Origin of the sequence: Pseudomonas sp. ADAK2 (assembly GCF_012935755.1) — a bacterium.
GTDB lineage: Bacteria > Pseudomonadota > Gammaproteobacteria > Pseudomonadales > Pseudomonadaceae > Aquipseudomonas.
In genome coordinates this window covers 6,879,994-6,902,371 of sequence record NZ_CP052862.1, presented here as the reverse complement: position 1 = coordinate 6,902,371, position 22,378 = coordinate 6,879,994, and the positions used below count along the sequence as shown (strand labels likewise).

21 protein-coding genes are annotated in these 22,378 nt (G+C 61.8%); 14 read left to right on the top strand and 7 right to left on the bottom strand.

The genetic code is table 11. The features are described 5' to 3' along the window. Positions 1-258 precede the first annotated feature (258 nt). Positions 259-1,410, top strand: a complete 1,152-nt coding sequence (locus HKK52_RS31520; protein ID WP_169373993.1) for a M14 family metallopeptidase — start codon at positions 259-261, stop codon at positions 1,408-1,410. Between the two features lie 46 nt (positions 1,411-1,456). Here the strand turns inward: HKK52_RS31520 and HKK52_RS31515 are convergent, their stop codons facing one another. Further along, positions 1,457-1,903 carry a winged helix-turn-helix transcriptional regulator gene (locus tag HKK52_RS31515; protein ID WP_169373992.1) on the bottom strand — a complete coding sequence of 149 codons (447 nt, stop codon included), beginning with the start codon at positions 1,901-1,903 and terminating at the stop codon, positions 1,457-1,459. A gap of 95 nt (positions 1,904-1,998) precedes the next feature. Here HKK52_RS31515 and HKK52_RS31510 point away from each other — a divergent pair, with 95 nt between their 5' ends. Next, on the top strand, positions 1,999-3,195 hold the full coding sequence (locus tag HKK52_RS31510) for an MFS transporter (protein ID WP_169373991.1): 1,197 nt from the start codon (positions 1,999-2,001) through the stop codon (positions 3,193-3,195). A gap of 162 nt (positions 3,196-3,357) precedes the next feature. Here HKK52_RS31510 and HKK52_RS31505 read toward each other — a convergent pair whose 3' ends face one another. Together HKK52_RS31505 and HKK52_RS31500 are read right to left on the bottom strand one after the other, a co-directional pair. Continuing rightward, positions 3,358-3,903, bottom strand: a complete 546-nt coding sequence (locus tag HKK52_RS31505; RefSeq protein WP_169373990.1) for a cytochrome b — start codon at positions 3,901-3,903, stop codon at positions 3,358-3,360. After that, positions 3,900-4,985, bottom strand: coding sequence for a catalase family peroxidase (locus tag HKK52_RS31500; RefSeq protein ID WP_169373989.1), 1,086 nt, complete (start codon positions 4,983-4,985; stop codon positions 3,900-3,902). Before HKK52_RS31500 ends, HKK52_RS31505 begins: the two co-directional genes overlap by 4 nt. Before the next feature lie 158 nt (positions 4,986-5,143). On the opposite strand from HKK52_RS31500, the gene HKK52_RS31495 reads away from it, so the two are divergent. Next, the gene (locus HKK52_RS31495; protein ID WP_169373988.1) at positions 5,144-5,650 is read left to right on the top strand and encodes an RNA polymerase sigma factor; all 507 of its coding nucleotides are present in this window, start codon (positions 5,144-5,146) and stop codon (positions 5,648-5,650) included. Then, a complete protein-coding gene (locus HKK52_RS31490) occupies positions 5,647-6,399 on the top strand; it encodes an anti-sigma factor family protein (protein WP_169373987.1) in 753 nt (250 codons plus the stop codon). The genes HKK52_RS31495 and HKK52_RS31490 overlap by 4 nt, the downstream gene beginning before the upstream one ends. A gap of 118 nt (positions 6,400-6,517) precedes the next feature. Here HKK52_RS31490 and HKK52_RS31485 read toward each other — a convergent pair whose 3' ends face one another. Beyond that, complete coding sequence (locus HKK52_RS31485; RefSeq protein WP_169373986.1) at positions 6,518-7,354, bottom strand: IclR family transcriptional regulator; 837 nt, start codon at positions 7,352-7,354, stop codon at positions 6,518-6,520. A gap of 247 nt (positions 7,355-7,601) precedes the next feature. Here HKK52_RS31485 and HKK52_RS31480 point away from each other — a divergent pair, with 247 nt between their 5' ends. The 9 genes from HKK52_RS31480 (at position 7,602) to HKK52_RS31440 (ending at position 16,916) form a co-directional block, all read left to right on the top strand. Continuing rightward, positions 7,602-8,621 carry an ABC transporter ATP-binding protein gene (locus HKK52_RS31480; protein ID WP_169373985.1) on the top strand — a complete coding sequence of 340 codons (1,020 nt, stop codon included), beginning with the start codon at positions 7,602-7,604 and terminating at the stop codon, positions 8,619-8,621. Beyond that, a complete protein-coding gene (locus HKK52_RS31475) occupies positions 8,618-9,487 on the top strand; it encodes an ABC transporter permease (RefSeq protein WP_169373984.1) in 870 nt (289 codons plus the stop codon). The genes HKK52_RS31480 and HKK52_RS31475 overlap by 4 nt, the downstream gene beginning before the upstream one ends. Before the next feature lie 6 nt (positions 9,488-9,493). Continuing rightward, positions 9,494-10,288, top strand: a complete 795-nt coding sequence (locus HKK52_RS31470) for an ABC transporter permease (RefSeq protein WP_054053788.1) — start codon at positions 9,494-9,496, stop codon at positions 10,286-10,288. Between the two features lie 7 nt (positions 10,289-10,295). Next, entirely contained in the window at positions 10,296-10,586 is a 291-nt protein-coding gene (locus HKK52_RS31465) for a (2Fe-2S)-binding protein (protein ID WP_169373983.1), read from the top strand. Beyond that, positions 10,583-11,938: an FAD/NAD(P)-dependent oxidoreductase gene (locus HKK52_RS31460; RefSeq protein ID WP_169373982.1), complete on the top strand. Its 1,356-nt coding sequence runs from the start codon at positions 10,583-10,585 to the stop codon at positions 11,936-11,938. Before HKK52_RS31465 ends, HKK52_RS31460 begins: the two co-directional genes overlap by 4 nt. Further along, positions 11,935-13,050, top strand: a complete 1,116-nt coding sequence (locus HKK52_RS31455; RefSeq protein ID WP_169373981.1) for an NAD(P)/FAD-dependent oxidoreductase — start codon at positions 11,935-11,937, stop codon at positions 13,048-13,050. Before HKK52_RS31460 ends, HKK52_RS31455 begins: the two co-directional genes overlap by 4 nt. A gap of 18 nt (positions 13,051-13,068) precedes the next feature. Then, positions 13,069-14,115 carry an ABC transporter substrate-binding protein gene (locus HKK52_RS31450; protein WP_169373980.1) on the top strand — a complete coding sequence of 349 codons (1,047 nt, stop codon included), beginning with the start codon at positions 13,069-13,071 and terminating at the stop codon, positions 14,113-14,115. 277 nt (positions 14,116-14,392) lie between these two features. Continuing rightward, positions 14,393-15,505 carry a cell division protein ZapE gene (zapE, locus tag HKK52_RS31445; protein WP_169373979.1) on the top strand — a complete coding sequence of 371 codons (1,113 nt, stop codon included), beginning with the start codon at positions 14,393-14,395 and terminating at the stop codon, positions 15,503-15,505. A gap of 85 nt (positions 15,506-15,590) precedes the next feature. Further along, a complete protein-coding gene (locus HKK52_RS31440; protein ID WP_169373978.1) occupies positions 15,591-16,916 on the top strand; it encodes a leucine-rich repeat-containing protein kinase family protein in 1,326 nt (441 codons plus the stop codon). An 84-nt stretch (positions 16,917-17,000) separates the two neighbouring features. Here HKK52_RS31440 and HKK52_RS31435 read toward each other — a convergent pair whose 3' ends face one another. Further along, the gene (locus HKK52_RS31435; protein ID WP_169373977.1) at positions 17,001-17,708 is read right to left on the bottom strand and encodes a YebC/PmpR family DNA-binding transcriptional regulator; all 708 of its coding nucleotides are present in this window, start codon (positions 17,706-17,708) and stop codon (positions 17,001-17,003) included. Positions 17,709-17,940: 232 nt separating this feature from the next. On the opposite strand from HKK52_RS31435, the gene HKK52_RS31430 reads away from it, so the two are divergent. After that, on the top strand, positions 17,941-19,335 hold the full coding sequence (locus HKK52_RS31430; RefSeq protein ID WP_169373976.1) for a type VI secretion system Vgr family protein: 1,395 nt from the start codon (positions 17,941-17,943) through the stop codon (positions 19,333-19,335). A gap of 50 nt (positions 19,336-19,385) precedes the next feature. Here the strand turns inward: HKK52_RS31430 and HKK52_RS31425 are convergent, their stop codons facing one another. Further along, on the bottom strand, positions 19,386-20,777 hold the full coding sequence (locus HKK52_RS31425; RefSeq protein WP_169373975.1) for an FAD-dependent oxidoreductase: 1,392 nt from the start codon (positions 20,775-20,777) through the stop codon (positions 19,386-19,388). 10 nt (positions 20,778-20,787) lie between these two features. Then, positions 20,788-22,113: an MFS transporter gene (locus HKK52_RS31420; protein WP_169373974.1), complete on the bottom strand. Its 1,326-nt coding sequence runs from the start codon at positions 22,111-22,113 to the stop codon at positions 20,788-20,790. Between the last annotated feature and the right edge of the window lie 265 nt (positions 22,114-22,378).

The window sequence follows — 22,378 nt, the reverse complement described above, 5'->3', positions numbered from 1 at the left end:
GTGCACCTTTTGTATTTTTGTATCCAATTATCCATAAAGCCAAAAAAGCACATTGCGTGCCAGATCGCGTCCTCGGCGTTCATGTCATTGATTGGAATGCTTTATTGGGAAAACCGAGTCGCAGGGCAACTGTTTGGCAGGCGCGGGGAACGAGTTGAAATGACTCAGCAGGCGCCTGGTCTGGCGCAAAAAGGTGCACGGGGTAACACGCGCTTGCGTGTAAAGTAGCAGCCATAAAATCATAATCAGGAACCGACTATGACCGTGGCTAAATCCTCTTTCGACATCAGCGCCAACTTCGACAGCGGCAACATCGAAGTGCTGGACATCAGTAATCCACTGCAAGCCCTGCTGGCGATCAAGCCGGACACCCGCAGCCAGCATTTCCAGTGGTTCCACTTCAAGGCCAGCGGCCTGCATGTCGGTCAAGAGCATTGGTTTCGCCTGAACAACGCCAGCAAATCCTCGTACCACAAAGCCTGGGACGGTTATCAGGCCGTGGCGTCCTACGACCACGTCAACTGGTTCCGGGTACCGACCATCTTCGAAGGCGACTGCCTGCGTTTCAGCCTCGAAGCCACGGCCACCCACGCCTGGTTTGCCTACTTCGAACCTTATAGCCGCGGTCGCCATGACTGGCTGATCGAGCAGGCGCTGACCAAGGCTGGCACCGAGTTGCTGGCCACCGGCAAAAGCGCCGAAGGTCGCGACATTCAGTTGTTGCGCAAAGGCACGGGCGCCGAAGGCCAGCGCAAGGTCTGGATCATCGCGCAACAGCATCCCGGCGAGCACATGGCCGAGTGGTTCATGGAAGGCGTGATCGAACGCCTGGAAAAACACGACGACCCGGTACTGAACAAACTCCTGGCCAGTGCCGACCTGTATCTGGTGCCGAACATGAACCCGGACGGCGCCTTCCACGGTCACCTGCGCACCAACGCCATGGGCCAGGACCTCAATCGTGCCTGGCAGAGCGCCAGTCAGGACGTCAGCCCGGAAGTGTTTTTCGTACAGCAGCAGATGGAAAAGTACGGCGTCGATCTGTTCCTCGACATCCATGGCGATGAGGAAATCCCCTACGTGTTCACCGCCGGTTGCGAAGGCAACCCTGGTTACACGCCGCGGCTCGAGAAGCTCGAAACGCACTTCCGCGATCATTTGAAGCACCTGACCAAGGACTTCCAGACCAAGCATGGTTACACCCGCGATTTGCCGGGCAAAGCCAACATGACGTTGGCCTGTAACAGCGTTGGCGAGAAGTTTGATTGCCTGTCGCTGACCCTGGAGATGCCGTTCAAGGACAACAACGATGCGCCGAATGCGCTGACGGGTTGGTCGGGCAAGCGTTCCAAGCAGTTGGGTAAAGACGTGCTGACCACCATTGCTGAGATGGTGGGTACGTTGCGCTAAGATCAAAAGATCGCAGCCTTCGGCAGTTCCTGCGAAGGCGCGATCTTTATTCGGCTGCCACCCGCACACAATCCTCCGGCCCCAACAACCGCCCATCCTCGGCACGCAATTCCAACGCTCGCACCGGCCGCCCCTGTTCACGATCAACCACCCGTGAATGCGCTTCCCCCGCCTCAAAGAAAAACGCCTCGCCCCACTGCCGCAAGCCGATGATCAACGGGAACAGGCCTTGGCCCTTCTCCGTCAGCACGTATTCCTGATACGCACTGCCATCCGACGCCGGCACCAGATCGAAAATCCCGTGGGCCACCAACGTGCGCAATCGCGCCGAGAGGATGTTCTTGGCCATGCCCAAATTGCGCTGAAACTCGCCAAACCGGCGAATGCCATCAAACGCATCGCGCACGATCAGCAACGACCACCAATCGCCAATGGCATCCAGTGAACGGGCGACCGGGCATTCGGCGCCTTGCATGCTTGTTCGTTTGACCATGATCGCGCTCGCTGACAACAAATGTGGTTGCAATATAAAACCAGCCTCTCTACCGTACAAGTGGTTTTATTTTGAAACCACATCAGGAGTCTGGCATGAAGCCCAATCAACCCTTGAACAGCGGCGTGGTGCTGCTGTTCGCTGTCGCTTGCGGCCTGGCCGTCGGCAACGTGTATTACGCCCAACCGCTGCTCGATGCCATGGCCGAGGCCTTTGCCATGAACCCGGCGACCATCGGCATCGTCGTCACCCTGACTCAGGTCGGTTATGGCGTGGGGTTGTTGTTGCTGGTGCCGCTCGGCGACCTGCTCAACCGGCGGCGCTTGATCGTCACGCAAACGCTGTTGTCGGCGCTGGCGTTGTTGATGATCGCGTTCGCGCAGAACAGCATTTGGCTGCTGATCGGCATGGCGTTGACCGGGTTGTTGGCGGTGGTGACGCAGGTACTGGTGGCGTACGCGGCGACCCTGGCGATTCCAGCCCAGCGCGGACGTGTGGTGGGCGTGGTCACCAGCGGCATCGTTGTCGGCATTTTGCTTGCGCGCACCGTGGCGGGTGGCATGGCCGATTTGGCCGGTTGGCGTTCGATTTATCTGCTTTCGGCGGGGTTGACCCTGGTGATGGCGCTGCTGTTGTTTCGCGTGCTGCCCAAACAGGAAGCTCCGCAACCTTCCCACACTTACTCAGCACTGATCGGCTCGGTCTTCACCTTGTTCAAGGAAGAACCGGTGCTGCGTCAACGGGCGATCCTCGCCCTGCTGACCTTTGCCAGCGCCATGGTGTTGTGGACGCCCATGGTCTTGCCGCTGAGCGCCCCGCCGCTGTCGTTGTCCCACACGCAAATCGGATTATTCGGACTGGCCGGTGCGGCAGGCGCACTCGCGGCGGCACGCGCCGGGCATCTGGCTGATCGGGGTCTGGGGCAATGGACCAGCGGTCTGTCGCTGTTGTTGATGCTGGGTTCGTGGCTGCCCATCGCCTTCACCCAGTCCTCGTTGTGGGCGTTGTTGCTTGGGGTCATCACGCTGGACTTGGGGTTACAAGCGGTGCACGTCACCAGCCAGAGCATGATCTACAGCGTGCGGCCCGAAGCGCAAAGTCGACTGACCGCCGGATACATGCTGTTTTATTCGATTGGCAGTGCGTTGGGCTCGATTGGCTCGACGGCGATGTTTGCGTGGGGTGGGTGGATGGGTGTGTGCGTATTGGGGGCCGGGATCAACGCCGTGGCGTTGATTTATTGGTGGCGGACCCTGGCCACCAAGACCCAACGCCTCACACAACCTGTGTAGCAGCTGCCGAGCTGCGCGAGGCTGCGTTCGGCGGCGAAGCCGTCGTCAATCCTGCCACCGTGGTACACCTGAAAAACCGCAGTGGCTGATTTGCGACGGCTTCGCCGCCGAACGCTGCCTCGCGGTGCTCGGCAGCTGCTACAGGGAGTCATCGGAGGAGGATCAACCGCGATCCTTACCGCGCAACATGCTATCGAGCACATCATCACGCCGCACCCAGCCATGAAACAACGCCGCCGCCAGATGCAGCAGCACTGTCAGGAACAGCAGATACGCCAGATACCCATGGGCCTTGCGCAACACGGCAAACACCTGCGCATTCGCCGGCACAATCGACGGCAACTGCAGGGAATTGCTGAGCATCACCGGGTCGCCGGCAGCGGAAATCATCGCCCAACCCAGCAGCGGCAAAATCAGCATCAAGGCGTAAAGCAACACATGCGATGCCTTGGCCGCCAGCGCCTGCCAGCCCGGCAGGTCCGCCGGCAGCGGTGGCTGTTCAGTGGAAAAGCGCACGACCAAACGCACAATCACCAGCAGCAGAATCGCAATGCCCAAGGGTTTGTGCAGGTGAATCAGCCACTCATGACGCTCGGACACCGAGGCCACCATGCCCGCGCCGATAAACAGCATCGCAATGACCATCAACGCCATCAGCCAGTGCAGCAGGCGCGCCAGCGGGACGAAATGCTTGGGTTGGGCGCTCATTGTTGAGCCTCCTGTTTGGCGGCGGGCAACTGATTCACTTCGCTGGTGCGACGCAGGTAGGAACTGGCGTAACCGGCGGAACGCGCGGCGAGCAGCGGGTCGTCGGAGCCTTCGATCCCGGCCGGCAGCACCAGCGGGTCGTAGTTGATGTCACGGCACTCGCCATTGAGTTGCGGCTGGGTCGCATCGAGCACCAGGGTCCCGGCGTTAATCACTTTGCGGCCCTCGGGCCAGGTCTTGCTGGCGTCATTCACCGGATCACCAGGGTTGGCCAGGGTGATGTTCAACTTAAAGCGCAGTGGTCCTGCGGCAATTTTCTGCACCAGGTCTTTCTCCAGGAAATCCGCGCCTTCAGGCGCCGTGGCACCCGCCGCGTCCTGCGCCACCGGGATCATGCTCCAACGCACCGCCTGCTTCTGCCCGGACGCATTCACCAGGTAAAACGCATTGATGCTGTTGTAGGTTTCCGTCACGTAACTGGCGGACGGCTTGGCGGTTTTGATCCAGGCCAGGAATGGCCCTGCTTCCGGGTGCGAACCAAAGAACGCCGGCACCGCCGCCGGATCAGGTTTACCGGTGGCCGGATCCGGTGATTGCGCCTGTTGCAACTGATAGAACGCCTCGGGCGTGCCCACCGGGAACACCGGCATGCTGTTCATCCCGGTGCGCCACTGTTGGCCGTTGGCCTGGGTGAAACGCAGCGCCAGGCTGCGAATCGGCACAGCACTGTCCGGCGCATACGGGTTACCGGCCGGCAAGGCGAATCGTCCGACCACCGGAGTCCGCGCGTCATTGAACACTTGCGCACTGGAATAGCTGCGCGCTTCGCCACTGCTCTCGAAGTGCCCGATCACGCACACGCCTTTGGAGTGGTTACGCCGGAACCCCGGGTGCACACCGTTGTTGGTTTCCAGCACATTGATCAGCTTTTTCGGCGTCAGGCGTTGTGGGTCGAAGGTGCCGTTGACGTAGGCAAAAGCCCCGGCGATGGCCGCGACGACAACGCCGATGCCGGCCAGACGTGCGACCAGACTGGCGGTACTCAGCGGCGGCCGATTGGGCGGTGTTGAGCGATCTACCATGAAAGACTCCAGGGCCATCGGCCACAAGTGAGAAGAACCAAGCAGACGCACCCCGTGCAGGTTTATTCCATCGGCCGGTATTTATTTTTTCGGGCGTGGAATAACCTTCAGTACCGGGCGTCTTCCTAGTCCAAAGCGTAGTGACTAGTCAGAAACTCATGAACGATATCGACGAACAGCTCAGAGAAATCATTCCCAGATTGCGCCGGTTTGCCGTGTCGTTGACGCGCAACCCCAGCAGCGCCGACGATCTGGTCCAGGCCAGCCTCGAGCGGGCGCTGTCGAGCTGGAGCGACAAACGCCCCGAGGGCGATTTGCGGGCCTGGTTGTTTTCGATCCTCTATCGGCAGTTTCTCGACGCGCACCGGCGCTCTCGACGTTATGCGCGGATGCTCGAGTTCTTTACCGGACGCGACGATGCGCAACCCTCGGCCGAGCGCACCGTGATCGCCCAAACCACCCTGCAAGCCTTCGACCAGCTCAACACCGAACAGCGCGCCTTGCTGCTGTGGGTGTCGGTGGAAGGCCTGACGTATAAAGAGGTCGCCGAGATTCTCGGCGTCCCGACTGGCACCGTGATGTCCCGCCTGTCCCGCGCCCGCCAGGCCTTGCGCGAACTCAGCGATGGCGAAATCAGCCGCCCTTCCCTGCGGAGACTCAAATGATCAGCATGCCCCCAAGCGAGCGTGACCTGCACGCCTACATCGATCACCAACTCAACGATGCCGACCGACGTCTGGTGGAGACTTTTCTGGCCAGCAATGCGGAAGTTTCCGAACAAGTGCGGGCCTGGCAGCAGGATGCCCAGCAATTGCGCGCGGCGTTAAGTGGTGCGTTGCAGCAAGCGGCCAATCCGGACCTCGATCCCGTGGTGATTCGCCAGCGCCTCAAGCGTCAGTCCCGGCGCCATCTGGCCAGCGCCGCGGTGTTGTTGATCGCGGTCAGCGTCGGTGGCATCAGTGGCTGGCAGGCGCGGGAAATGACCCTGCTCAGCACCCAGGCGCCGATGGCCGATGCCATGCAGGCCTACCGTTTGTTTGCCCAGCAAGGCATGTTGCCGGCGGATTACAAGGTCAGTGATGACGGCGACATGCAGCGCTGGCTCGACCGCTATTTCACCCAGGCCAACCGCTTGCCGGACCTGGCGGGTGCCGGGTTCAAACCGGTCAGCGGACGCTTGCTCAGCACCGAGCAAGGGCCGGCGGCGATGGTGGTTTATGAAGATGCGGGCGGGCACAAGATCAGCTTCTACGTCCGCCCGCCGGGGCCGAAAAATTACCTGCTGCCACGGGGCAGTCGCAGCGATGGCGAGTTGCAGGCCGAGTATTGGTCGGGGGCCGGGTACAACTACGCGATGGTCAGCCCGAGCGATACGGCGGCGGCGCGGATGCTCAAGCAAACCGTGAACTTCTGACCCTGATCGTTCCCACGCTCCGCGTGGGAATGCAGCCCGGGACGCTCCGCGTCCCTTCCCGGCGCTGGAACGCGGAGCGTCCCTTGAGGCATTCCCACGCGGAGCGTGGGAACGATCATCAGGCCTGCCCAAACACTTGCGAGGGCCTGCGCAACAACGGATCAAACGGATTAATCCGCGGCCCGATCAGCGCCGCCTCACGCTTCAACATCTCCACCACCGTCGGCAACCGATCCGGCCCCAACCGATCACTGACCGTGGCCACACTCAACGCCGCCACCGCCCGCCCATCACGATCCAGAATCGGCACCGCGACCCCGGCCATGCCTTGCAACACGCCAGTGTTACGCCCGGCATACCCCAACGCGCGCACGCTCTCCACTTCCGAACGCAGGAACACCTCGTCATACAGGTGAAAGTCCTTGAGTCGCGGCAAGTTGTAATGAATCACCGTGTCCCGCTCTTCTTCAGGCAGAAACGCCAGGATCGCCAGACTTCCCTGCCCAACCCCCAGCGCCACGCGCCCGCCGATGTCGCCGGTAAAAGTGCGAATCGGAAACGGCCCTTCACTGCGATCCAGACAGATCGCATCAAAACCACTGCGCGCCAGCAAAAACAACGAATCCCCCAGCGATGCCGACAACCGCAGCAACGCCGGGCGCGCCAGTTCGCGCAGGTTGCCGGTGTTGCCCGCACGGGCGGCCAGGGCGAAGAAATCCAGGCTCAGGCGATAGCGTTTACTGCGCGCATCCTGCTCGACCATGCCCTCGTCCATCAGGCTGCGCAGCAAGCGGTGCGTAGTCGGTTGCGACAACCCGATGCGCTGGGCCAATTGCGTCACACGCTCGCCACCCTCGACCGTATCGCCGAGGCTGCGCAGCACCGCAAACAGTCGGGAGACGGCGCCGACACCGACTTCATTTTTGATTTCATTCCGCTCAGTGGAATCAGGCATGGGTTTTCTCGACAATAAATTTACTCACCGAATGAAACTGAAAATAGTCATCGCTTCAGTGAAATAGGCCATTGAGCGCATCCTATTCTTCGTCCTACTCTGCGTCCATACAGGGGCGATTCGAACAACAGCGGCAGCCGACCCAAGTCGAGCGCCAACGCACCCCGCATCATCCTTTCGTATCTGCCCATACAAAAAAAAGCGCGACCCCAAGGCCGCGCATAACAATCTCAGGTGGAGCGCAGCTATGGCCTTCGTGCAACTTGAAAACCTCGGTAAACGCTACGGCGCAATCGACGCAGTCGTCGCCACCAACCTCTCGGTGGAAAAAGGCGAATTCGTGTCCCTGCTCGGCCCTTCCGGCTGCGGCAAAACCACCACGTTGCAAATGATCGCCGGCTTCGTCGACGTCAGCAGCGGCCGCATCGTGCTCGACGGTCGCGACATCACCCACGCCAAACCCGCCAGCCGTGGCCTGGGCGTGGTGTTCCAGAGCTATGCGTTGTTTCCGCACATGAGTGTGCAGGACAACGTCGCCTTCGGCCTGCGGATGCGCAAAGTGCCCAACGCCGAGTTGCAGCAACGGGTGGCTCGGGTGCTGAAACTGGTGCGCCTCAATCAACACGCCGAGCGCTATCCACGGGAATTGTCCGGTGGCCAGCGCCAACGCGTTGCACTGGCCCGGGCCTTGGTGATCGAGCCGCCAGTGCTGCTGCTCGATGAGCCGCTGTCCAACCTCGACGCCAACCTGCGCGAAGAGATGCAATTCGAGATCCGCCGCATCCAGCGCGAAGTCGGCATTACCACGCTGATGGTCACCCACGACCAATCCGAAGCGTTGTCGATCAGCGACCGCGTGGTGGTAATGCAGGCCGGGCGCATCACCCAGATCGACGCGCCGTACACCCTTTATGAACACCCGCGTACCGAGTTCATTTCCGGGTTTGTCGGCAAGGCTAATCTGTTGCCCGGCAAACGCGATGACGCGGGTGTTGTGCAAGTCAGCAGTGGCGGCGATCTGACCCTCAGCCTGCGCCCGGAAAAAATCGATCTGCGGGATAAAGATCACGGTCGGCTGCAAGGCAATATCGTCAGCCGCTTCTTCCTCGGCAGCCAATGGTTGTACGGCGTCTCCACGACCCTGGGCGAACTCAGCGTGGTGCGTCGCAACGACGGCTCGGCGCCACTGGCCGAAGGCACGGCGGTCGGCCTGGACTGGGACGCGGCGCTGCTGCGGGTACTGAGTGTCGACGAGGTGTCGGCATGAGTCTGCTCGCCAACCTCCGTCAGGGACGCCAAGGCTATCTATTGTCGGCACCGGCGCTGGCGTTGTATGTGTGCCTGCTGGTCATTCCTTTAGCGCTGACGCTGGTGCTGTCGTTCAACGTCTTCGACTACAGCTCGGGGATCAACAGCAACGCCTACACCCTCGATCACTACAGCAGCCTGCTGGGCGATCCGTACTTCTACGAAATCTTCCTGCGTACGTTCTGGATCAGCGGTTTGACCACGCTGCTATGTGTGGTGATCGGCGTGCCTGAGGCTTACATCCTCAGCCGTATGGGCGCGCCGTGGCGCTCGATTTTCCTGATTCTGATCCTCACCCCGCTGCTGATTTCGGTGGTGGTGCGCGCTTTCGGCTGGAGCCTGTTGCTCGGTGCCGATGGCCTGGTCAACCAGACCCTGCAAGCCTTCGGCGGTTCGCCGATGAAGCTGCTGTACACGCCGTTTGCGGTGGTGATTGCGCTGGTCCACGTGATGCTGCCGTTCATGATTATTCCGGTCTGGACCTCGCTGCAGAAACTCGACCCGGCCGCTGAACAAGCCGCGTTGTCCCTCGGTGCCAGCCACCTCACGGTGATGCGCAAAGTGGTGCTGCCGCAAATCATGCCCGGCGTGTTGTCCGGCACCTTGATCGTGTTCGGCCTCGCTGCCAGCTCCTTCGCCATTCCCGGTTTGCTCGGCGGACGACGCTTGAAAATGGTCGCGACGCTGATCTACGACCAGTACCTGTCGGAGCTGAACTGGCCGATGGGCGCGGCGATTGCCGTGGCCCTGCTGTTGCTCAACCTGCTGATCATGCTGTCGTGGAACCGGATGATCGAAGGCCGCTACAAGAAGTCATTGGGATAACTCGACATGTCCAAGAACGGTCCTTTCGCCCTGCTGTTTCATGCCCTGGTGGTGCTGTTCATGCTGGCGCCGCTGGTGGTGGTGTGCCTGGTGGCTTTCACTCCGGAAAACACCCTGAGCCTGCCGACGACGAACTTCTCGTTGCGTTGGTTTCGTGCGGTTTTTGAACGCGCCGATTTTGTCGATGCGTTCTACAACAGCCTGATCCTGGCGTTCTGCGCCGCGACCTTGGCGACGCTGATTGCGGTGCCGGCGGCGCTGGCCATCACCCGCTATGAGTTTCCCGGACGCGGCTTTTTCAATGGCCTGTTCCTGTCGCCGATCATCATTCCGCACTTGGTTTTAGGCGTCGCACTGCTGCGCCTGTTTGCGCTGATGGGCGTGAATGGCAGCTTCGGCTGGCTGATCTTCGCCCATGTGCTGGTGATCACGCCGTATGTGCTGCGACTGGTATTGGCGTCGGCGATTGGCCTGGACCGCAGCGCCGAACACGCCGCGCAATCCTTGGGCGCCGGGCGCTTCACGCTGTTCAAGCAAATCACCTTGCCGATGATCTTGCCCGGTGTCGCCGGTGGCTGGCTGTTGGCGTTTATCAACAGCTTCGACGAGGTGACGTTGTCGATTTTCGTCACCTCGCCGGCCACGCAAACCTTGCCGGTGCGGATGTACGTGTACGCCACCGAATCCATCGATCCGATGATGGCGGCGGTGTCGGCTCTGGTGATCGGCCTGACCGCATTGACGATGATTCTGCTCGACCGGGTCTATGGCCTGGATCGGGTTTTGGTGGGCAAACAATGAGGGCGCCATGGCTCTGCTGAAACGACTGGCCGAAGGCGACCGCCCGGCCCTGGACTTTGTCCTCGACGGCCAACCGGCCACCGCCCTGCTCGGCGACACCGTGCTGACGGCGGTGCTGACCTGCAGCGACCACCTGCGCGGCAGCGACTTCAGCGCCGAGCCTCGCGCCGGGTTCTGTCTGATGGGCGCGTGCCAGGACTGCTGGGTGCGTTTGGGTGATGGCCGCCGGGTGCGCGCCTGCTCGACATTGCTTGAGGCCGGGCACCAGATCAACCGTGAACCGGGGCGCTTGATATGAATCCCGTGATCATCATCGGCGCCGGCCCCGCAGGTATCCGTGCCGCACAAACCCTGGTCGCTCATGGCGTGCGCCCGATCCTGCTGGACGAAGCCGCGCGCGGCGGCGGGCAGATTTATCGGCGGCAACCGGCGAACTTCAAGCGTTCGGCGGTCAAGCTGTATGGCTTCGAAGCGCACAAAGCCAATGCGATCCATCAAACCCTCGACGCCCTGCGCGAGCAACTCGACTACCGCCCCGAAACCCTGGTGTGGAACGCCGAGGCCGGTGCGCTCGACACGTTGCAGGATGGCCGCGCCACACGCCTGGCGTTCTCCCGGGTGATCGTCGCCACCGGCGCCACTGACCGGATTCTGCCGGTGCCGGGCTGGACCTTGCCGGGGGTCTACAGCCTCGGCGCGGCGCAGATTGCGCTGAAGTTTCAGGGCTGCGCCATCGGTGAACGGGTGGTGTTCGCTGGCAGCGGACCGTTGCTGTACCTGGTGGCGTATCAGTACGCCAAGGCCGGGGCGAAGGTCGTCGCGGTGCTCGACAGTTCGCCCTTCAGCCAACAGGCCCGCGCCCTGCCCGGCCTGCTGGCACAACCGGCAACCCTGGCCAAAGGCATTTATTACCGCAGTTGGCTGACCGCCCATGGCATCCCGGTGCATCAGGGGGCCAGCCTGGTTCAGGTCAACGGCGAACAACGGGTGCAATCGCTGAACTGGCGCAACGCAAAGGGCTCCCAGCAAATCGACTGCGACGCCGTCGCCTTCGCCCATGGCCTGCGCAGCGAAACCCAGCTCGCCGACCTGCTTGGCTGTGAATTCGCCTGGAACCCGCTCAACCGCGCTTGGCTACCAGAGCGCGACAGCGCCGGACGCAGCAGTGTCGCCGAGGTGTACCTGGCCGGTGATGGCGCCGGGATCATGGGCGCCGACGCGGCGGAAATGGCCGGCGAGCGTGCGGCGTTGGCGTTGCTTGAAGACAGCGGTTACCTGATCCCGCCGCAACGCAGCCATCAATTGGAACACTCCCTCAAACGCATCGGCGATTTTCGCCAAGGACTGGAGCAAGCCTTCGTCTTCCCCGAAGACTGGGCCGCCCACACCGCCGACCACCTGATTGTCTGCCGCTGCGAAGAAGTCCGCGCCGGCGAGATCCGCCAGGTGGTGCGCGAAGGCCACTGGGAGATCAATCGGGTCAAGGCCCATTGCCGGGTCGGCATGGGTCGCTGCCAGGGCCGAATGTGCGGCGCGGCGGCGGCAGAAATCATTGCCTGCGAAAGTCAGCGCAAGGTGTCGGAGATTGGCCGGTTGCGCGCGCAGTCGCCGGTCAAACCGTTGCCGTTTGGCCTGGAGGTCGAGCCATGATTGAAGTCGATGCCATCATCATTGGCGGCGGTATCGTCGGCGCCTCGGCCGCACTGTTTCTGAGCAAGGCCGGGCGCCGCGTGGCGCTTTTGGAACGGGACTTTTGCGGCTCCCACTCCAGCGGTGTGAACTACGGTGGCGTGCGCCGTCAGGGTCGCCCGCTGTCGCAACTGCCGCTGTCGCAACAGGCTCACGAACTCTGGGCGCAACTGCCGCAGTTGATCGGCATCGACGGCGAATACCAGCGCAGCGGTCACTTGAAACTGGCGCGCAGCCTCAACGATCTGCGCGCGTTGCAGGACTACGCCGCCAGCAGCCAGGGGTTCGGCCTCGACTTGCAAATCCTCGAACGCAATGAGTTGCGCGCGCGGTTTCCGTGGGTTGGCGATGTCGCGGCCGGCGCGTCGTTTTGCCCGGACGATGGCCACGCCAACCCGCGATTGGTGTCCCCGGCGTTTGCCCAAACGGCGCGGCGCCATGGTGCGCAAGTCCATGAACAATGCGCGGTGACTCGCGTCGAACACGACGGCCAGCGCTTTCACGTCAACACCGCGAGCGGCCTCGAATTCCGCGCACCGTGGCTGATGAATTGCGCCGGAGCCTGGGCCGGCAAACTCGCCGAACAGTTTGGCGAAGCGGTGCCGATGCACGCCGGGCACCCGGCGATGCTGGTCACCGAACCGTTGCCGCTGGTGATGAACGCCAGCACCGGAGTCGAGGGCGGTGGCATCTATGCCCGCCAGGTCGCGCGCGGCAACTGTGTGTTGGGCGGCGGCCAGGGTTTTGCCCTCGACGACGCCCGCGCCCGTCCCGGCCAGAACGCCGTGCTTGAGATCCTGCGGCAAGCGGTCGAGCTCTACCCGTTTCTCGAAGGCGCCCAGGCGATTCGCACCTGGAGCGGCACCGAAGGTTACTTGCCCGACCGCCAACCGGTGATCGGGCACAGCGGCACCCAGCCCGGCCTGTTGCACGGGTTTGGCTTTGCCGGCGCCGGTTTCCAGATCGGCCCGGCGGTGGGCCAGGCGCTCACCGAGATCATTTGCAGCGGCGCTTCAAAAACGTCGCTGGATGCGTTTTCCATCACCCGGTTTCACTCCATCCCAGTTGCTTGATAGAGGAAGGTCGCGCCAATGAATAACGTCAAACGCACTGCACTGCTCGGGTTGTCCTGCATGGGCGCCCTGCTCACGGTCACTCAGGCCCAGGCCGAACCGACGCTTTACCTGGGCATGAACGGTGGGACCATGGAGCGGCTCTACGCCGACAAGGTGCTGCCGGTGTTCGAGAAAGCCAACAACGTCAAAGTGGTGATCGTGCCGGGGACGTCCGCCGACATCCTGGCCAAGGTCCAGGCCAGCAAGGGCAACCCGCAACTGCACGTGATGTTCCTTGACGACGGCATCATGTACCGCGCCATCTCCATGGGCTTGTGCGACAAACTCCAGGACAGTCCGACCCTGGCGCAGATTCCGGCCAAGGGCCGGATCAAGGATGAAGCCGTGGCGGTCAGCCTCGGCGTCACCGGGCTGGCCTACAACACGCGGCTGTTCAAGGAAAAAGGCTGGGCTGCGCCGACCTCGTGGATGGACCTGGCCGACCCGCGTTTCAAGGACAAAGTGGTGTTCCAGTCCATGGCCTCCTCGACCTTCGGCCTGCATGGTTTCCTGATGTTCAACCGGATTCAGGGCGGCAGCGAAACCGATGTTGAACCGGGCTTCAAGGCCTGGCCGAACACCGTGGGGCGCAACGTGCTGGAGTACATCCCGAGCTCGGCGAAGATCTCGGAAATGCTGCAAACCGACGAAGCCGCGCTGTTTCCGCTGACGCCAACCCAAGTCACCGCGCTGAAGCTCAAGGGCATGCCGGTGGAATACGCGCAGCCGAAAGAAGGCGCCGTGGTGCTCAACGTCGCCGAATGTGCGATCGCCAACAACACCCAACCGGAACTGGCGCAAAAACTCGCGGCATTCCTGCTGACACCGGACGCGCAAGCCGCTGCGCTGGAAGATGGCGACCAGATCCCGTCCAATCCCAACACCCCGACCACCGACAAGACCCGTGGCCAGGTTGAGGCGATGAAACAGTATCTGCAAACGGCGATTGCGGTGGATTGGGATCAGGTGAACGAACAGCGCCCGGCGTGGAATGCGCGGTGGAATCGGAGTATTGAGCGGTAGTCGGTAACAGCCGAAAATCCATGGTTTCACACCGTCCCTGTAGGAGCTGCCGAAGGCTGCGATCTTTTGACTTTGATCTTCTACAAGCCTCGTCGCACTGAAGATCAAGATCAAAAGATCGCAGGCTTCGCCAGCTCCTACAGGTATATGCCGTTTTCTGTTGCGCGGGGGGCATGCCCCAACTGTATCGACACAAGTGGCAGGACAATTCCCCATCTGGTTAAACTACGCCGCCGCAGCTCGGTGAGCCGGCCTGAAGAACCCGGGGGTGACTATCGTGGCCGTTCGACCGCCAATCCGCTCGCGAAGCACACCACGCTGGCCCGCACTGCGCCGCTTGTTCGGCAAGGCTGCTGCGCCAACGGCCAGCCACCGGGTCATCCACGATTACTTCCAGCACAAGGCCCTCGCCCAGGGTTATACCCTCAGCCACAGCCAGCAGCGGGTAATCGACTGCATGGCGCAACACGCGACGACCCTGCTCGGTGCGTCGGCGAAAACCCTGCCCGGCCTGTACCTGCACGGCGCGGTCGGGCGTGGCAAAAGCTGGTTGCTGGACGGTTTTTTCCAGGCCATCCCCCTCGCGCAAAAACAGCGCCTGCACTTTCATGAGTTTTTCGCGCAACTGCATCAGGGCATGTTCAGCCATCGCGAACAACCCGATGCCTTGGCGACCACACTGGATGAGCTGCTGCAGGATTGCCGGGTGTTGTGTTTCGATGAGTTTCACGTCTACGACATCAGCGACGCGATGCTCATCTCCCGGCTGTTCAAGGCGTTGTTCCGCCGGGGCATCTTGCTGCTGGTCACCTCCAACTACCCGCCGGAAGGCTTGCTGCCCAACCCGCTCTACCACGCGCGTTTCAAACCGGTGATCGACCTGATCAACACGCGCATGCAAGTCATGGAAGTCGGCGGCCCGCATGACTACAGAAGCCAGGCCCGAACCCACGCCCAGCAAGTGTTTACCCAGGGCCACTACGTCTGGCCAGCGACGCGGGCCCAGCGCCAGGCACTGAACCTGCCGCAAAGCATTGCCCCGCTGGCGTTACCCGTCGGCACACGGCATCTGCCCGCGCGGCACTGCGACGGGCGAACCGTCGGTTTTACTTTCAGTGATCTGTGCGACCACCCGACGGCGGTCATGGATTATCTGGAACTGTGTCGGCGTTTCGATCACTGGATCATCGATGAACTGCCCACCCTGGGCGATTGTTCGATGGCGGCGCAGCAGCGGTTTATCAACCTGATCGACGTTTTGTACGATCAGGACAAGCATCTGGTGTTGCTGGGCCGGCATTCGTTGCGCGAAAGCCTGGGCGGCGATGCCATTGACCTGGCGCGCACGCGGAGTCGGCTGGGGCAGTTAGTTGAAGTTCGAGAGTCGTAGCCCGCGATCTTTTCAGCGCCGATACAGCCTTCTATCGTTATCATGTCGCCCGCGTTCTTCTTCACCCTTAATAGCGAATCCGTTCATGAATACCCTCGCACAACTGCGGGCCGGCGAGCTGGCCGGCATCACTCGTCTGGATCTTTCCTGCGGCCTCACCGAGTTTCCCCGGGAAATCTTCGACCTGGCGGATTCGCTGGAGGTGCTCAACCTCAGCGGCAACGCCTTGAGCAGCCTGCCGGAGGACCTGCATCGCCTGACCCGTCTGCGGATTGTGTTTTGCTCCGACAACCAGTTCACCGAACTGCCGGCCTGCCTGGGTCAGTGCGCTGCGCTGAGCATGATCGGCTTCCGGGCCAACCGCATCGAGCGTGTACCGGCCGCGGCCCTGCCGCCGCTGTTGCGCTGGCTGATCCTGACCGACAACTGCATCAGCGAACTGCCCAGCGAGCTGGGTGAACGTGCGCTCATGCAAAAACTGATGTTGTCCGGCAACCGCTTGCAGCAACTGCCCCAGAGCCTGGTGCAACTCCATCGCTTGGAATTGCTGCGTCTTTCGGCCAACCGTTTTACCGAACTGCCCGAGTGGCTGCTGACCCTGCCGGCCCTGACCTGGCTGGCCTACGCCGGTAACCCGCTGGAAACCGAAGCCGACGCCACCGCCCTCGACGCCACACCGAGCATCCCTTGGTCAGCGCTGCACCTGGAGCAAAAACTCGGTGAAGGCGCGTCCGGCGTGATCCATCGCGCCACGTGGGAACGTGCGCAGCAACCGGCCGCCGAGGTTGCGGTAAAACTCTATAAAGGCGAAATGACCAGCGATGGCTCGCCGCTGCATGAAATGAACGCCTGCATCACCGCCGGCCTGCACCCCAACCTGATCCGCGTCGAAGGGCGCATCGTCGAGCATCCACAAGCCCAGGCCGGGCTGGTCATGCAACTGATCGACCCGAGTTATCGCAACCTGGCCGGGTTGCCGAGCCTGGCGTCCTGTTCGCGCGATGTCTACGCCGATGACACCCGCTTCACCGCGGCGGTGGCGTTGCGCATTGCCCGTGGCATCGCCTCGGCGGCGGAACATTTGCACCAACAGGGCATCACCCACGGCGACCTCTACGCCCACAACATTTTGTGGAACGAGCACGGTGATTGCCTGCTGGGCGACTTCGGCGGTGCGTCGTTTCACGCGACCACGGATAACCTGGAAACCCGCGCGCTGCAACGGATCGAAGTGCGGGCGTTCGGGGTGCTGTTGGAGGAATTGCTGGAGCGGATCGACTCAGGTCTGGGCGATGCCGATCGGCAGGTGCTGGAAGATTTGCAGCGGCGCTGCTGCCAGGCGGATGTGCTGGCGCGACCGGGGTTTGGCGAGGTTGTTGGTGTATTGCAGGGAATTTTTGCGGCGAGTTGAAGAAAAAGACTGCAGCCTTCGGCGGCGCCCACAGGCGCGTAGGAACTGCCGGAGGCTGCGATCTTTTGCTTTTACTGAAAGAACTTAACCCGCCAACCCGACAAACATATCCTGCACGTCATCGTGGTTATCAAGGCCTTCGAGGAAGGCTTCGACTTCAGCCATCTGCTCATCGCTCAAACCCGTGACCGGGTTCTTCGGCTGGTAGCCCAACTTGGCCGCCAACACCGTAAAACCTTGCTCAGGCAGGGCCTTTTGTACCGAATCCAGGTCCGCAGGCTCGGTCAGGAACAGGGTCGTGCCCTCTTCTTCGCCCGGCTCGAAATCCTGGGCGCCGGCTTCGATGGCGGCCATTTCCGGGTCAGCGTCGGGGCTGTCCGGGGACGCCTCGATCATGCCGACGTGGTTGAAGTCCCAGGCTACCGAACCGGAAGCGCCCAACTGGCCCTTGCGAAACGCGACGCGGATTTCAGCCACGGTACGGTTGATGTTGTCGGTCACGCATTCAACGATCAGCGGCACCTGATGCGGGGCGAAGCCTTCGTAGGTCACGCGATGGTATTGCACGGTTTCACCCAACAGGCCCGCGCCTTTCTTGATCGCGCGATCCAGGGTTTCCTTGGGCATCGAGGCTTTCTTGGCCTGCTCGACCACCAGACGCAAGTGTGCGTTGGTGGCAGTATCGGCGCCGTTGCGCGCAGCAATGGTGATTTCCTTCACCAGTTTGCCGAAGATCTTGCCCTTGGCGTTGGATGCCGCTTCTTTGTGTTTAACCTTCCACTGTGCGCCCATTACTCACTCTCTTGATCTGTGGCGTCGAGACATCTGTTGGCCGACGCATGGCCGCAAGTTTATACGGCCTAAAGTCGGCAATCGACCAAAAATTCCATCCTGTTTACCGACATGCCGTCGACATCTTCAACAGCCGTTGTAGGGCAAATCTGAAAAGTCGATTTGCAATGACTATTCAGGCCCGTGGTTTCGTACCCTCTGCGCCCCGTATTTCATGGCAGAAGCTCACGCGATGCACAATGACAAGGAAAGTCCCTTCACCCTGACCCTCGTCGAGGCTGATCTGAGTTTGCAGGTGTTGCAGTTCAACGGCTGTGAAGGCCTCAACCAGCCCTATCGGTTCGACATCGAAGTGATAGGCCTGGCGCCGGCGATGAACCTCGACCGACTGTTGCAACAACCGGCCTTTCTGAGCCTGGGTGACGGCCAGGGCTTTCACGGCGTACTGCGCAGCGCCAGTCGCGAGCATCGTGGCACGCACCGGATCGGCTATCGACTGGTGCTGGTACCGCACCTGCAAAGTCTCGAACAACAGCGCCGCCGCCGGGTCTTTCATCGACTCAGCGTCCCGGCCATCCTGCGCCAATTATTGGAGGAGCATGACCTGCCCGAGCACAGTTACCGTTTTGAACTGGGCACCGGGCACTACCCGGTGCGGCCCTTTTGCATTCAATACGAAGAAAGTGACCTGGACTTGCTGCAACGGCTTTGCGAAGAAGAAGGCATCCACTATCACTTCGAACACCGCCGCGACGGGCATGTGCTGGTGCTGGCCGACGACAGTTTGAGCTTCCCCCAGGAGCCGGTCATCACGCCTTTTCATGGTGATCCTTTCGACGAACCGGACTTCGCGGCGATCCGCGAAATGTTCCAGCGCCACGATTCGCCGCTGATCCAGCCGCAACCGCAAGCCCGCGACAGAAGCACCGCTGCCGTCAGTTTTGGCGCGGCCAATCATCCATTGATCGGCACTGCGGCGATCAATCAGCGCCCCGCTTCCGCGCAACTGCACCGCGATCAGCGCAGCCGTCGGTCGTTGGAACGGCTGCGCTGCCAGCACCGACAGGTACACGGTCAAAGCGACCAGACCGGTTTGCTCAGCGGACGGATCGTGCAGGTGGAACAACACCCAGTGTCGAGTTTCAACGACCAATGGTTGCTCACCGAAATCCGGCATCAGGGGCAACAACCTTCGATCCTCGCGGATGGCCCGTCCGGGTCTGCCGGTTACTGCAACCGATTCAGCGCCATTCCCTGGTCAACGGTGTTCCGGCCGGCGCTTAAACAACCCAGGCCAAGCATTCCCGGCTTTCAGCCCGCGCGCGTGTCAGGTGTATCCGGAGCACCTGCGGCGCTCGATGAACAGGGCCGGGTTCAAGTCAGTCTGTGGCCTGAGCCTGCCGCCCGGGACCCGGTGGGGCTTTGGCTGCCAGTGGCCGTGGGCGTGTCCGGGCTGCCCGTTGCCGGCAGTGACGTGTTCATCTGCTTTCTCGACAGCGATCCGGATCGGCCGGTTATTTGCGCCGGGGCAAACGCTCAGAATCCACGCCCCCCCAACACCCCGCCAGCGCGCGGCGATACGCGGTTGTTGCTTGATTGGCTGGTCAATCGCCCCGATACGCCCTGACCCGATTGAGCGAACAAAAAACAACTGTGGCGAGGGGGCTTGTGTTGCATTTAACCCTTGTCAGCCTTCCCCGCCGCCGCCGCGAACTTCGCCAGCCGCACATCCAGATGCCGCGGCCGGTGTCCGTGATCCTCAGCACGCTCCTTGCGACGGATCGCATTGCGCACCATCAACGAACCCAGGTACCGAATCGGCTCCGGCGGGAAGTAACCCAACGGCCCGTTAACCAGCGGCGAGCGGGTCCACGGGTTGTCCAGGCCTTGCACCATCGAGGCCAGAATCTGCCCGCCCATGTGACACGGCCCGACGCCGCTGCCGGAGTAGCCGAAGCCATAAAACACATTGCCGCTGGCGCTCATCTGGCCAAAGAACGGCAACCCGGTGACCGAGCGATCCGAAGGACCGTTCCAGGTCGCCTCGACCTTGACCTCGGCAAACGCCGGGAAGAAATCCGCCAGACTGCTGCGCAACAGCCCGGCATAAGGCGACGGCTGATCGAACACCGGCAACATCCGCCCGCCATAGGCGAAGGTGTTGCCGCCCTTGCCGAGCATGATCCGGCCGTCCGGAGTGTTGTGGTAGTAGTGCACGAAAATCCGCGAATCGAGCACCGTCACGCCGCTGGTCAAGCCGATGTCATTGAGCAAATCCGGGCGTGGTTCGGTAATCAGCATGTCGCTGGAGACAATCGCCACGCTGCGTTCGAACTGTGGGAACGCCCGGGCCATCCACGCATTCATCGCCAGCACCACCCGATCCGCGCGGACCGTGCCGTTCGGCGTTTGAATCCCCGCAGGCTTGCCCTCCTCCAGTCCGGTCATGGCGGTGTTTTCATGAATCCGCACGCCCAGTTGCAACGCCACCCGGCGCAAACCGCGCACCAGTTTGCCCGGCTGCACACTCGCCGCCGCCGGGGAAAACCAGCCTTCCAGGTGCTTGCTGGAACCGGCCATGCGCTGCACATCCGCCACCGGTCGCTGGGTAAAGGAGTTGATCCCGTTGCGCTCCAGCGCCGCGATCACTGCGTCGGTCGAGCCGCATTGCGCGCGGTTGGTCGCGGTGTAGAGCGTGCCGTCGAGGCGGTAATCGGCGTCGACCCCGTACTGCTCGCAGAAGGTGCCGATCGCATAAATGCTGCGCTCCGATTCCTTGACCAGTCGCACCGCTTCTTCAACGCCGAACAAGCGTTCCAGGGTGAAATACTTGGCCGACCACGACAGTGCACAACCGCCGTTGCGGCCACTGGCGCCGGCGCCGCAGATGTCGGCCTCGATCAGCAACACATCGAGCTCGGGGTTTTGCTCCTTGAGCATGATCGCGGTCCACAACCCGGTGTAGCCGCCACCGACGATGCACACGTCGGCGCGGGTGTCGCCCGCCAGTGGCTCGCACGGCGCGCAGGGCTCCGCCGCCAGCGCTTGGTCCAGCCAGAAAGGTCTCATGGGGGTTTCCTCAGGTACGCAGGGGTTTGATGGTCATGGGTTGGTTGGGCACGAACGCGCAGTCGAGACTCAGGCCGGCCGGGCGGCTGTTCCAGTGCGGGATCAGGACGAAGGCCGAGAACATCGCGCAACCGGCGAAGATGATGAACACCGTGACCGAGTCGAAATACCCCGGCAGCAAGCCGCCGAGAATCGCCCCTACCGAGCCGCAACCATTCACAAAACCCGCCGCCGTGGCGCCGGCCTTGGCGGTGCCGAAATCAATCGCCGCCGCGCCGCTGATCATCGAGTCCGGTCCGTAAAGGGTCAGGCCCATGACGAACAACAACGCCACCACCAGCATCACGCTGCCGGTGTGCAAGGCACCCATGAACAGCGCCAGGGAAACGGTGAGCGCCAGCAGGCTGATCACACAGGCCGGCATCCGCCGGGCGCCGAACAGTTTGTCCGAGGCCAGGCCAATCATGATCGGCCCGAGCAGCCCGGCCAGTTCGAACGAAGTCGGAATGATCGCCGCGCCGACCTTGCCCACCGAAGGCATCTGTTCGAAGACGATCACCGGGCCCCATAACAGGATCGCGTAGCGCGCTGGCTTCAGCAGGAAGTACGAGAGCCCGAGCACCAGCACCGTGCGGTTGCGCAGGATCTCCTTCAGGGGTTCCAGAACGCTGATCTTGCTTTGTGCGTAAGCCTCTTCGGCGCTCAACTCCGGTTCCGGCTCCACAGCGGGCAAGCCGACGTCTTCGGGTTTATTGCGTTGGAAAATAAAAAACAGCACGGCGACCAGCCCAACCACCGCCGCACTGGAAATGAACGCGGCGTGCCAAGTGCCCATCAGCGTGTAGGCCCACCAACCGGCGAACGGTGACGCCACCAATCCACCGAAGGCGTAACAGGAACTCCATAACCCCAGCACCCGTCCGCGCTGCTCGGAGGGAAAGAAACTGCCGAGGTTCTTGCACAGCCCCGACCAGCCGGTGGACTGGGCCAGGCCCTGGATCAGCATGCAGGTGGCGAAGATCGGCAACGTGGCGAAACTGCCCATCACCAGCGCCGCTGCCGCGGAAATCAGCAAGCCGCCGAGCACCACCACCCGTGGGCCGAAACGGTCGGCAAGGATGCCCCAGGTGAATTGGCCGATGGCGTAGGCCGTCAGGTAGATTGCGTCGAGGTTGGCCATGGCCATTTTGTCGAGCATGAAGGTGGGGTCTTCGGCGATCCCCAGTTTGGCCACCGAAAAGGCTTTGCGGGTGAAATAGAAAGCGGCGTAAGCGAGCCAGGTGATGGCGAAGATCTGCACGCGCCAACGCTTGATGGTGCCGATGTGCTTGTTCATGGTGGTTCTGACCTCAGGGTGTGAGTGTGCCGGCAGAAATTGAGAAATAACGCCTGTTTTTTTATTGTTGAGCACTTCGATATCGCGGCGTCCCTGAAGCGATATCGGTCAGATGAGTCCTGCTGTTGCACCCGCAGGCTCATGGCCACCGACGCTGTTCGACTGACCAGTCACCGGGGCTGAGGCCGATAAAAACAATTACTGATTAATAAGTGAAATCGATTTATCGTATTTCCAATATAAGCTCAGCTTGTTACTGGAGGTT